This is a genomic window from Erythrobacter sp. AP23 (genome assembly GCF_001542855.1).
Taxonomy (GTDB): Bacteria; Pseudomonadota; Alphaproteobacteria; order Sphingomonadales; family Sphingomonadaceae; genus Qipengyuania.
Window position 1 is genome coordinate 293567 of sequence record NZ_LNBY01000018.1, and the last position, 12766, is coordinate 306332.

The window sequence follows — 12766 nt, forward strand, 5'->3', positions numbered from 1 at the left end:
AGAAATTCGATCTCCCGATCAACCCTTCGCAAACTTCCCCATGATGACCTTTCCTCCAGTCCGGAGCTCATCGAGGTAGTCGCTCCACCATTGAGCCATCCGCACGCGCTCGTCCCAATGCTTGCCGCGATGGTAGATGCCACGCACAACATTGCTGTCGCCATGTGCCAAGGCACGCTCGATCGCATCAGGATTCCAAAGGCCCGACTCGTTCAGGAATGTCGATGCTGTCGCCCGGAGTCCATGAGCGGTGACTTCTTCCTTCGAGTATCCCATGCGACGGAATGCGGCATTGAGCGTGTTTTCACTCATGGGACGCTTGGAGCTGCGCGCAGATGGGAAAACATATCCTTCGCGGCCGAGCATCTCGGCCAGATCAGTGAGATAGCCTCTAACCTGCTTGGAAAGTGGGACGGCATGCGCTCGGCGCGCTTTCATTTTACCGGCAGGGATCTTCCAGACCCCATCGACGAGGTCGATCTCATGCCATTCGGCGTGCCGGAGTTCGCCGGGGCGTACGAACACATGCGGCGCTATCTGCAAGGCCAACTTCGTCACCATGTAGCCAGTAAAGTCGTCGATTGCGCGCAGCAGCCCACCTAGCTCGGTGGGCTCGAGGATTGCTGCATAATGCGTGGCTCTCGGCGTTACGAGAGCGCCCTTCAGCATACTGGTCGGATCGGATTTGCAGCGGGTGGTAGCAACACCGTAGCGAAACACGCGGCCTGCGAACGACCGACATTTCTTCGCAGTCTCGTGCTTACCGGTGGCTTCCAGCCGTTTGAGGGGAGCCAGAACTTCGAACGGCTCGATCTCGTTGATGGGTCGGTTCCCGATGGCAGGCGCAAGCTTGTCGAGGAAATAGTTGGCCTTGACGATCGTGCCATCGGCGCGGCCGTTCTGGACCATCATCTGTTCAATATACTCACGTGCGACTGCCTCGAACGTCTGTGCAGAAAGGAACTCTGCGCGGATTTTCCGCTTCCGCTTCTCAAAAGCCGGGTCGCCCCCTGAAGCAACAGCTCGTCGCGCCTCGTAGGCCGCGTCTCGCGCTTGCTTGAGGCTGATGTCGGGATAGCTGCCGATGCAGAGCTTCTTTTGCGCGCCGCCGATCCGGTATCGGAATCGCCAAAGTTTGCCGCCGGTCGGCGTGACCTCAACATATAGGCCGCGCTCATCGGTTACCTTGTACGGCTTATCCTTGGGCTTGAGTGCGCGGAGGCGAGTATCTGTCAGCGGCATGTGGGGGCCTTTTCATCTGGGCCTTTGCGAAACGGCCTCAAAAGGCCCACAAAAGTGTCTGGAACCCCCGAGAACAGGCGGGACGATCCGGAACGATCCAAGGGCCAAATCCCTAGGATTTCTGCGGGTTTTATAGATTATTTGGGAGAACGTGAGAAGAACAAATGGTGCCCAGAAGAGGACTCACAGCGATTTTCACATAGTTGAACATATTAGGAATTTTTCTCGTTATTTCACAATGCTATGTGTGAACTGTCCCAACATAGCTGAACATTGATTTTCACAATTTCGCATGTCAAAAGGTGGGCCATCGGGTGGGCTCTCATGTTCGAGTCCCAAAATGCGAAAAGGTGGGCTGTGAAGTTAAACGCGCTTACTCAGATGCGGGCCAAGAACCTTGATGCAGGCAAACACGCTGATGGCCAAGGTCTATGGCTGATCAAGCGATCCAAAGAGGGAGGCAAGTGGATCGTCCGGCTCGTCATTCGTGGGAAACGGCGTGAGATGGGCTTGGGGCCCTGGCCCGACGTTTCGATCGCAGAGGCGCGTGAGCGGGCTGCTGAAGCCCGAAAAGCCGTTCGCGACGGCCTGGATCCGATCGTGGCGCGGGCGAGGCAGCGTCAGGCCCCAAAGGTCGTGACACTTACTGAGGCGGCGCAAGGCTGTTTCGAGGCCAAGAAGGCCGAGCTCAAGAACGCCAATGCGGTGAAGCGCTGGCTCGGCCTCCTGGAAAATCATGTCCTTCCAAAGATTGGTAACATCCCGGTCGAGGATATCGATCAGCACATGATCAAGAAGACCCTGGAGCCGATCTGGCACGACAAAGCCGAGACGGCTCGCAAGTCTCTTGGCCATATTGGGCAGACGCTCAAGTATGCCGCCGCGCTGGGGCTTGAGGTCGATTTGCAGGCCACGATGAAGGCGAGGGCACTGCTCGGTAAGCAGCGGCACAAGACCGAGCATATTCCAGCCATGCCTTATGCTGATGCGCCAAAGTTTTATCGTTGGCTCTGCGATCAGGAGCACACCGCTGCGTTGGCATTGCGCTTCCTGATCCTGACCGCCGCAAGAACAAGCGAAGTGCGGCTTGCGACGTTCGATGAGATTGAGGACGGTGTGTGGACACTTACACCTGAGCGCACAAAGACCGGGCGTGAGCATCGCGTTCCGCTCACCGAGGAAGCGCTTGCGGTTGTGGAAATTGCAAGGCAGCGATCGCCGAACGAGTTCCTGTTCCCCGCGCTGCGAGGCAAGCCGATTTCAGACATGGCTATGTCAGCATTTATGAAGCGCGAGGGCTACGAAGCTAGGCCGCACGGATTTCGCACCACATTCCGCACTTGGGCCGAGGAACAGACAGACGCGGCTTTTGAGGTCAAAGAGGCTGCTCTGGGCCACCAAGTCGACGCAGGTGTTGTAGGAGCCTATCAGCGTTCTGATCGGCTTGAGCGGCGGCAAAAACTAATGGGAACGTGGGCATTATTCTTACTCAAATGAACCGCACTCCCTGACGGCTGGTTGCACCGAGACAGAAAAGCGGACCTCCGGGACTTTTCGCCTAATATTTGCTAGAATATATCAATGAAGAGCAATGCTATTATCGCATTTTACATCTTGATAATGACACCAACCAGCCTGATTGTCACTCTTTTCAGTGCAATTCAAGAAACCTCCCAACCAACTATAATATTGTTTCTCATCGCACTTGGGCCGGTGCTGTTCCTAGGAACATCAATGTACTTGCTACGAAACCCTGACTCCTTTGAGACGATATATTTGATACCTATTCTCTACGGCATCGTCACGTTGATTCTTTTTCCAGGTCTATTTCAGATTTTCGTCCTTTAGTGTCTGATTGACGAGATCAACGGCTTCCATTGCCCTCAAGAGGTTCGCCATGCTGTGGTTGTAACCAATTTGACCAGTCGCAACGGCTTGAGCTGACGAGAGCTGTCCTGCGTTTCGCACTGTGATAATTTCTGCAAGGGACGCATCGCCAAGGAAATTTTCGCTCAGCGTCGTTAGAGGATCCCAACTGTTCCTAAATGCAGTGATGTTGGTAGTCTCGGTTGGCTCTGGGAGGTACGGAGCAGAAGCAAACGGGGCAGGATCGAACACAACCGCGTTTGCTCCGGTAGACGCCGACACCACTTCAGCCAGTCCTCCACCTAGCGAATGGCCTGTTAGCGTTGGGCTACAACCGCACTCATCAACCACCGAAGAATAGAGCGCGTAAGCCTGCCTTATTTGAAGCAATCCTAATGTTATATCGGCACCAAGTACATCAAGTATACTGTCAGTACCCCTGAATGAGATCACAACCTCACCGTTCGTATTGTTTCTAAAGACTGTGGCCTGAAAGCCTGTTAAATTAGCTGAATAATTGCCAATGTTCGTCCACCCCTCGACGAATGGATCATCACTGTAGGCAGCCAACGCCAATCTCGCATATGGCAACGCGTCGGAAATACTGTCGAAATCCTCATTACCTCCATAAATCGCCAAAATCTCCAAGATAATTGCACGCAATCCTGGGCGGATATCCGAATCCGCTACGGCCGCCAGCAGGGAATCGAAATCATCGGTGATCAAACCAGCATCCTCCTCATCACCTAGTGGTGAGGACCTGCCATCCTGACCCGGATCAACATTTGTCACCGGCTCTTCAACCTGCGCCCTTGCGTAGACCACGGTGAAGTTGCGCAGGACCACCTCGTCGCCATTGGTGATAGAGATGGTCCAGTTGTAGGTGCCGGGAACATCATTCGCGCCTAACAAGACAGGCATGAGCGTCGCCATGCTGTCTGAGGTGGCGTTGAAGCGGCTGTCGAGCAGGCCATTGGCTTCATTCCAGATTACCGTCCCGGTATTGCCTGCCGGATCGGTGAAGACGAAGGCGATCTCCGTCACGTTGCTGAAGCCACTGCCAACCAGTTGCAGCGTAGGTCGGAACGGGGCGCTGCCCACCGGATAGCTGCTCTGGATACCAGATGTCAGTGTGAGCGGATTGGGCTCTGGTGGAGGCGGTGGAGGCGGTGGAGGTGGAGGTGGAGGCGGCGGAGCGACCTCAACTGGCTGAGCCGAACGGAGGTAAGGAAGGCCATCGTTGATGTTCGGATCAATGGTCCAGACGTTGTCGAAATCCCAGCCAGCATCTATGAAGATGCTGCTGTCGCGCATCTGCTCGGAAGTCAGGGCACTAGCGGTGCATCCGCCCGCAAAATCCACGACACCGCATGCATTCGACTGGCCCGTAGTTTCCGTATTGAAAAACAAATTGTTGAGATCGGTATTTGCGCCAATTCGGCCAAAAAGCCCTCCGACCGCTTCGGTAGTCGCAGACACTCTGCCAACGGCATAGCTGTCTTCCACGACTTCATTGACTAAGTGACCCACCAAGCCTCCTATGTTCTGCCTGCCGTTCACGTCTCCTGTTGCGTATGTGTTCGTAATTCGACCGGTAAACTGGGATACAAAAACGATCCCGACAAGTCCTCCCACGTCCAATTCGCCTGAAACATCTCCTGTCGCATAAGACTGATCAATTCGTCCTCTGCCGAAGAACCCAACGAGCCCTCCAGCTCTCTCTGTTTGCCAGTTTTCGCGCTGAACAGCCGTGACATTACCAGTGGCGAAAGACGACGAAATTTCGCAATAAAAACATGCTCCAATTAGGCCCCCGATTTGGGATGCCCCCGTCACATCGGCGCTAGAACTTGACCTCCGCACCTCAGTAACAGTGGAATTTCCACCTCCACTTGTAAGCCCAATAAGCCCCCCGATATCGCCCAAGCCCGCCACTTCCCCGGATGTGTGTACGTTAGTAACATCGGCATCTGTCTGGCCTGCTAGAATTCCTACTCCCAAGTTGCCAGTTATATTGGCGTCCTCAATGATCAGATTTCTCATCTGGCCAGACCTGATAGGGTCTGGTGCGTTTCTGTCGCTGATTACGGTACTGAATAAACCGACACGGTCTTCATCCGGTCTGTTTATGAAGAGATTAGAGATACTGTGTCCAAGGCCATCCAAATACCCAGAAAAGAAACTGTTCGCGGTTCCATCATCGCCAATCGGGTCGAATCCTGCTCCACCGTTCCATGAGGAGGTGGCAGCAGCATCAATGTCCGCACCCAACACATAATTGCCCGTCAAATCTCCGGACATTCCCTGTAGATCTGTCCTTGTCGTCGAGCCCTCAGCTCCGAGTTCAGTGATAATCGTATAGTCGATCCGGTCGTCAGACCCGCGCTTGGTGGAAAAGCTGCCCGTAGAGGCAAGGTTTACCGGAGCGTTCACAAAATAGTCGCCGCCCGTATCGGTCTGAGCATATTCCAGCGCCAGCCCTGCGGTGCCACTACCAAACATCTCGGTGTTGATGAAGATGCTGCGATCAGCGTTGAGCGTTAGGACGTTGGCCGACCAGGTGACGGTGTCATTGACGAAGATGTCACCGTTGCCATTGGGTGTGCCCTGGCTGGCAGTTGTGATCGTCACATTCCCATTGGCCAGATTGTTGGAAAGCGTGGTGCCGGAGATGTTCCCGCCACTTGCGGCAATCGTGAAGTCGTTGGGGTCGATCAGCCAGGTGCCGCCATTGGTGATGACATTGAGGCTGTCATCGATGTTGACGCGGGCAGCGGAAGTTTCGACGAAATCAGCGGTGAGTGTGCCAGAGGCATTCACTTCGCCCTGATCCATATCGCCAAACAAGTAGATGCGACCATCGCGCTCACCGATGGAGCTAGCCTCAACCACGCCCGTATTGTTGACCACACCGCGCATGGCATCGCTGGCCCCACGCGCTGTCAGGATTGCCAGACCGCCGTCAGCCTGAATCAGACCGTTGTTTTCGACCAAGGTGGCGAGGTCTGATGCGCTGACTTCAATCGAGATCAGACCATCGCCATCGAAATCGAGCGTCACACCAGTACCAGCGGCGAGCGCGGTATCGCCGCTGATTGTCCCGTCATTCACAACGCTCGGTGCAATCAGCGCCACCACACCGCCAGCTAGATCACCCTGATTGAGGATGCTGCCGCCTGTGCCGGTGAACTGGTAACTTCCAGCGAGAAAATCTTCGCCCGCAATGCCGAGCGTCGTGCCGACGAAGCCACCAGTCTCCACACGGCCATTAAGACCAATCACAATCCCGTTCGGGTTGATGAGAAACACCTGCCCATTGGCAATGAGATCACCGAGAATCTGCGAGGGGGCTTGCCCAACTACACGGTTTAAGGCGACCGACTGGCCGTTTGGCTGGTTGAAAACCACGGTGTAGCCTTCGCCAATCGAGAAGCTCTGCCAGTTTGCGATCATTCGATCCGTCGATTGATCGACCCGCATGGTCGAACCGTCGCTGCTGATGGTCGCGTTGCCCGACACCACTCGTCCGCCCGTCGGCAGGTTACTTGGCGGAGAGGGAGGAAACTGCCGAATGGTAATCGGGGCCTCTGCCGGAATCGCAGGCGGCGCGACAGAGGCTCGATCCTGAGCGAGCGCGCCTGTTGCCAGCGTCGTGCTAGCCAGCAAAGCTGCGAGGCCGCTGGTCGCCTTTGCGATCTGGTTGGTTTTGATCATGCTACGCCTCCCTCAAAACCGGATCGAACCGGAAATCCAAAATTGCTGGCGGTCAGTCTCGCCATCTACATTAGTGCCGTCGACGCTGCTGCGCCCTGGATTGCTGCCCAATCCATGTGCCCAGCTGGCTGACAGACTGAACCGCTCGTACCGCCAATTGAGGCCCAATCCGGCGCTCGCCAGCGAGTAACTATTGCAGCCGCAGGCGTTGAAGTTGGGCACGCCTAAGCTGTCCTCATTGAGCTGCACTCGCCCGGCATCGATGAAAGTAGAGAATTGCAATTCGCCCAGATCGAAACCGAGTACGTCAAAACGGAGCTCTGCGGTCGCCAACACGCCCATATCGCCGCGCCCCTCGCCGACCGGCCAACCACGCACACCGTATGGTCCGCCAAGCGAGAAGCTCTCAGCTGAATCCAAATTCTTGCTGGCCCATTGGCCGGAAGCCGAAGTGAGGAGCGTTAGATTGTCGGTGAGGCTCTGGTAGCGAATGAGCGACACATTGACGCGGTGAAACCCGCCCTGTGTCTGCAAACCAAGCGCATCAACAAATTCAGCGGCAGGCGTGCGAGAAAGATCGAGGTCACCATAGGTCCATGAAACCGAAACCTGGGTGATGGCTCCGCCGAGAAGATCGTCACGCACATCGCCAACGAAGCCAAGGGTGCCAGAGTATATCCGCTTGTCATTGATCCGGCCCGCTATGGAGTCATCAACCAGCACTTTGCCATTGGCCGAGGCGAAGAAACTCACGTTTGATCGGCGGCTGCGGACTAGCTGCCAATCGAGGCCGAATGAGCCATAGTGAGCGTAGCCTTCGAGGCCTGCCGCCTGCCCAACCGGGTCGATATTTTCGTAGTCGAGATAGCCGTAGTCGAGCGCGAGGCTCAGGCCAGATGCGCCGAGCGGTGCTTCAAAGCCTCCGGAGACATATCGCTGGCCATCTGAGACCGATCCGCTGATCGAGGTACGGTCGCCGATGCCGATGGCACCAAGCAATGCGAACTGGGCATGTCCCTGCACCTCCCCTGTGCTGGGACTGCCGAAATTGTCGCCATAAACAGCCCCACGAAATACCGGCTCTTCATCGACTTGTATCACCAGAGCACTGGTGCCTGGCTGGCTGCCCGCAACCAGTCGCGAGCGAGCACGCACTGCGGGCAAATCGTTCATGCGCAGCAGGGCGCTTTCCAGCCCACGTTCGGTCACAGCATTGGGGTCAATGCCCCGATCAGCAATTGCTTGGATCAGTCCAGGTGAAATGCGAGCGCGGTCCGATCGCTCGAACCGCACCTCTTCCAATGCCCCCGCCTGTATGGTGATGGTAAGTTCGCCATCGGTGACGTCCTGAGGTTGGATGACGGCGCGGGCAAGCAGGTGGCCATTTTGTCGCAGCATGGCGGTTGCACTGTCGGCAAGCGACTGGATCGCAGCAAAGTCCAGCTCGCGCTGCTCCGCCCGCTGACGAAGATCGGCGCGCTGTTCCTCGGAAAGCAGGTCGCTCTGGCCATCAAACGTGAGCTGGCTGATCGCAATGGTTGGCCCGCTGACTTGTGCGCCTTCAGCATCCGCCACAACGTCTAGCTGCTCATCTTCAAGCGTCTCGCGAGGATCTGGTTCCTCTGCCCGCTCCCTGTCTCGCAATAGCGATCCCGCGTCCTGCGCTGCGACCTGACTGGTTGGAGCAAGTACCAAAACTGCGACCGCCCAAATCTTGCTATTCAATTTGCCCCACCTTTTCCAGTTCGAGGGCACGACTCCGCAAAGCAGTACCCCTGTGCCCCGCATTCATCCTTTTTAGCGTGGGACGGGAACTACAAATCTCACTTTTGGCGTAATTTGTGAGAACGCAGTCAATTAGAAGCTTCCAACAGACCGCTCCCTTCTTTGTCGGCTATCTCGAACAGCTTTGACAGTGTTCGCTCTGTGTCACTGGCTGGGGCACCACAGAGGACACCAACCGCACGATGGGTCTCCAAGACCCATTTTCGCGGCTCTAACATTACCTTTTGTCCTTCTATGAGCCTGTTCGCGGTGGCGATTTCGAGCAATTGACGCTCTTCCATTCGATTGGCCAATTCACGGCTAGTTTGAAGGCTTTTCAGGCGTTCGCACATTCTTCGGAAGCGTTCGGCTTTTTTGGCTGGCGTCACCTTATTTGCCATGCTGTCTCGGAGCTGCGCTTCTTCAAGCGCCAGACGGCGCATGCGCCGCTCGTATTCTGGCTTCTCGATGAGACGGTCCAACAATGCGTCGGTCAGGCGGTCCTTGCGCTCGACCAGCTTGACCAGTTCCAGCTGAGATGCCTTCTGACCATCCTGGTCGGGTTCGGATGCCGCCCATTTTCCAACGATCTCTCCCGCTCGCCTTATTTGCTCGTCGGAAAGCTCGAAGGGCTGGAGACATTTAAACAACGCACCTGAAAGGCCATCTTCACGAACGCATTTGGTGAGGCATTGCGGCGTTCGGCAGCGATAATAGCAGTGGCCCCGTTGCAGCTCAGGCACCATTGCCCCATTGCAGAATGCACAGCGAAACAGGCCGCGATAGAGATGGTTGTGTTTGGTCACCTTCGGGCGACAGCGGTTGGATTTGATTTCCTGCACCCGCTTGAACAGGGCGGGCGAGATGAGCTTCTCATGGCCGCCCTGGAATGTTTTGCCAGTTCGCTTGATATGAATGACGCCGCAGTAGAACGGATTAGCCAGCATCGTATCCAGCCCGGTCAGGGTGAGTGTTTTTCCATTGCGGCTTTGCAAGCCAAGGCGTTGCATCTCAGCAAGCAGGACGCGGAGTGAGAAATTCCCGCTGGCATAGAGTTCAAAAGCGTGGCGAACGAGCGGAGCGCGGACTGGATCAAATGTCTTGTACTGGCCCTTGCCGTTGTCGATGTAACCGATTGGAGCGCGGAAGGGATAAAACCCCTGCTTGAGCCGACCATTCAGCCCTTTGATGGTTTCCTCCCGCAGGTTGCGCACATAATCAGCAGCGATTACCGCCTGAATTTCCGCAGTGAGCCTGCCGCCGCGTGACTGCACATCGAGGCTGTCAATTGCGGTGTGAACGATCATGCCTTCGTCGATCAATTCGCCGATGCGAGCATATTCTGTAAGATTTCGCGTCAGGCGGTCGAGTTTGTGCACGATCAGGCCGTCAGCTTCGCGTTTCCGTAAGGCCTTGATCATCTGGTTGAAGATTGGTCGGCCCTGCTTGGCGGCAGTCTCCTTTTCCTCGAACCAATTGGTGATCGTGAGGTTATGGCGAGCAGCGAATGCTGTGATCGCCTCCTTCTGTGCTTCTAGGCTAACGCCCTCGCCTTGTTTGACGGTTGAGACACGAATGTACGCAAAGTAGTTTTTCATGATTTTTCAGGGTTATGCCCCGAATCTATCATATCTGAACAATCCGTCGAATCTTCAGGCCAGGGCCAGGTGCCTTCCCGAACATGCCGTTCGTAAATCCGACGGCACAACAACAGGTATTCCTCAAGATAATCTCGTTCATCCATCTCTGAATCTTATCGGGCTGGGCGTGGCACGCGCTAGTCCGCCCGCAGTCGCAAACTCACACATTCGTGGCAGGCGGTAGTGTTCGAAATGAGAATGGTTTGCGCTTGTGGCCATCGATCATGAGCTGCGCGAAGCCGCGATAATTCGGCAATTGTGCAAAGTAGTGTGGCTCGATGTCGCCAAACTGCCGTGCGATCAGTGGTGCATCTTGTGCCCCGATGCGCAGAGAGAGAATTGTGCCGGCGTTGCCGATAACTGCGTCCACAACCGCCCGATCAGCTTGAGACAGGTGCTGGTGGCTGGCGATGAAGCCAAGCCCATATTTGCGCGCTTCGGACAACAGGTCTGCGGCACTGGCGGTGGTGAAGGCATGAAACTCGTCGGCATAGAGAAAGAACGGTCTTCGCAGATCGGCAGGCGTGTCATGGCGGGTCATTGCCGCATTGAGCACGTTGGTCATAACCAGTCCGCCGACGACATTGGCGATGTCGGCACCAACCCGCCCTTTGGCGAGACTCACGAGAATAGTCTGCCCCTGATCCATCGCCTTTCGGAAACGGATAGGTCTAGCAGGCTCGCATAATGATGCGCGGACTTGGGGGTTCGCCAGGAAGGCGCCGACTTTGTTCGCGATCGGCGCGACGCCATCGATTGCGGTGAGGTAGTTCATGCGCGGAAATTCATGGCGCCAGAATGCTCGCAGCTGCGGATCGAAAAGCCTGGCAACGACGCCTTGCCGGTAGCTCTTGTCGATATAGAGACGCACGATGTCGGCCATGCTCGCCGATGGCTGATCGAGTAGGGCCAGGACCGCCTGCCTGAGGAGATGCTCCATGCGCGGGCCCCAGCTGTCCTGCCACTGCTTCTTCAAGGTCTCCACAAAGCCGGAGGCCACCAGCGGGCGCAGACTTTGCGGAACGCGGGAAATCGGATTGTAGCCATATGGGCAGTCGGGATCGCCGACGCGCCAATGGATCAGCGGCACCTTGATGATAGCAGCCAGCTCATCGGCAAGATCACCGTGCGGGTCAATCAGGCAGATGCCGTGGCCCAAATTAGCGTCCTGTATTGCCATATTGGCGAGTAGGGTCGATTTTCCGGTTCCAGTCTGGCCGATCACATATTGGTGATTGAGGCGATCGGTTAGGTTGATCCCGAAGCGGCACGGGCCGTGGCGGGTATCGGCCATGCCGAGTGTGATGGGTGAAGTCATACGGGCATTTTGCGGGAGGCTGGCACAAGTCGGCTAGTACGCCTGCACACTATGCCATGTGGTGTGGTAAGCAGGCGGACTAGACGACCCGTCTTGGAGCGCGGTAGCCTTCCTGTCAGGGCCGTGACGCTGGTATTACCTCCGACGCTGTGTGTGGCACCAATCGGAAAGGTGACAACCTTTCCGAAGGAGCGTGCGCGCCTCACACAGCGTCGGAAGTAGGCAGTGCCAGCAGAGCGGCTATTGCTTCCACGAATATGGGGATTGGGGCTTTGAGGCGTACTAGAGCGGCGAGCGCAAGCGCGCTACTCTGGGAAAGGACATTACAAGTTTAATCCAACCAATCATGTTCACACAATTTGCGCATGATCTGTGCGCAGCCCGCCGTAAGGCAGGTCTGTCACAGCAAGATCTTTGTATATTGCTGGAGCTTGGCAGCAAGGACGTCGCAGCCCTTGAAACCGGTGCGATGCCGCCAACCATCGAGCAGATGTGCAGGCTATCGATCATATACAATCGAAGCTTCACCCAAGTGTACCAAGGTATCATGCAATCAGCCCGCGAAGCGTTATTTCGCAATCTGCCGGATTTGCCGGAAACGGCGGAGAATGCAGGGTCAAATCTTAATCGAGATAGTACGCTGAAACGACTGGATAGGGAGCTGACCGCCGCCTTAACCCAGCACCATGCACGGTCTTAGCTATCTGGCGTTCGCCGCCGGATACCGCAGGGTCAGTTTCGTGTTTATCGAGGACGGGCAGATTGCCACCTGGCAAACATCGAAACGGGCCGCAACAAGTCCTGACGAAGTGGCAGACTTCGCGCGCGAGTTCATCGACCTGCTGGTTCCGAATTTCATCGTCATGGAAGACGTTGCAGCGGGAACGCGAAAAGGCGCGCAGGCTCAAGCCCTCTTGGCGGCAATCAAGAGTGAGTCTGAGAATTCCAAAGCGTTGCTTTTGTCTCTCAAGCGGGAAAAGCTCTTTCGCACCCGCTACGACGAGGCCGTCTATCTGGCGCGCCACCATCCGGAGTTTGCAGAGAAAATTCCGAAGCGTTCGTTCTGTGACCGCGAACCTTATCACATGGTATTGTTCGAAGCCTTGGCGCTCGGCCACCATGCCATGCAAGGAGGGGCCATGCTCCCAGCGAGCAAAATGTAGTTCCTTCTGTTCTTAATCCAAGCAGCGCAACGAGGCGCTGCTTTTTCCTGCCTCCGGCC

Annotated in this window: 8 protein-coding genes; 3 read left to right on the top strand and 5 right to left on the bottom strand. The window is 56.0% G+C overall.

Annotated features, from left to right (window positions below):
* Positions 1-18: 18 nt before the first annotated feature.
* The gene (locus ASS64_RS14380) at positions 19-1242 is read right to left on the bottom strand and encodes an integrase arm-type DNA-binding domain-containing protein (protein ID WP_063506960.1); all 1224 of its coding nucleotides are present in this window, start codon (positions 1240-1242) and stop codon (positions 19-21) included.
* 324 nt (positions 1243-1566) lie between these two features.
* Here ASS64_RS14380 and ASS64_RS14385 point away from each other — a divergent pair, with 324 nt between their 5' ends.
* Positions 1567-2739, top strand: a complete 1173-nt coding sequence (locus ASS64_RS14385; protein ID WP_067695927.1) for a site-specific integrase — start codon at positions 1567-1569, stop codon at positions 2737-2739.
* 327 nt (positions 2740-3066) lie between these two features.
* Here ASS64_RS14385 and ASS64_RS14390 read toward each other — a convergent pair whose 3' ends face one another.
* The 4 genes from ASS64_RS14390 to ASS64_RS14405 form a co-directional block, all read right to left on the bottom strand.
* Positions 3067-6822, bottom strand: coding sequence for a filamentous hemagglutinin N-terminal domain-containing protein (locus ASS64_RS14390; protein ID WP_067695930.1), 3756 nt, complete (start codon positions 6820-6822; stop codon positions 3067-3069).
* Positions 6823-6834: 12 nt separating this feature from the next.
* Positions 6835-8547: a ShlB/FhaC/HecB family hemolysin secretion/activation protein gene (locus tag ASS64_RS14395; protein ID WP_198147726.1), complete on the bottom strand. Its 1713-nt coding sequence runs from the start codon at positions 8545-8547 to the stop codon at positions 6835-6837.
* A 128-nt stretch (positions 8548-8675) separates the two neighbouring features.
* On the bottom strand, positions 8676-10184 hold the full coding sequence (locus ASS64_RS14400) for a recombinase family protein (protein ID WP_067695936.1): 1509 nt from the start codon (positions 10182-10184) through the stop codon (positions 8676-8678).
* Between the two features lie 202 nt (positions 10185-10386).
* Complete coding sequence (locus tag ASS64_RS14405) at positions 10387-11544, bottom strand: type IV secretory system conjugative DNA transfer family protein (protein ID WP_067695939.1); 1158 nt, start codon at positions 11542-11544, stop codon at positions 10387-10389.
* A 346-nt stretch (positions 11545-11890) separates the two neighbouring features.
* Between ASS64_RS14405 and ASS64_RS14410 the strand changes: the two genes are divergently transcribed.
* Both ASS64_RS14410 and ASS64_RS14415 read left to right on the top strand, forming a co-directional pair.
* The gene (locus ASS64_RS14410; RefSeq protein ID WP_067695941.1) at positions 11891-12244 is read left to right on the top strand and encodes a helix-turn-helix transcriptional regulator; all 354 of its coding nucleotides are present in this window, start codon (positions 11891-11893) and stop codon (positions 12242-12244) included.
* Positions 12231-12707 carry a hypothetical protein gene (locus ASS64_RS14415; RefSeq protein WP_067695944.1) on the top strand — a complete coding sequence of 159 codons (477 nt, stop codon included), beginning with the start codon at positions 12231-12233 and terminating at the stop codon, positions 12705-12707. The genes ASS64_RS14410 and ASS64_RS14415 overlap by 14 nt, the downstream gene beginning before the upstream one ends.
* Positions 12708-12766 lie beyond the last annotated feature (59 nt).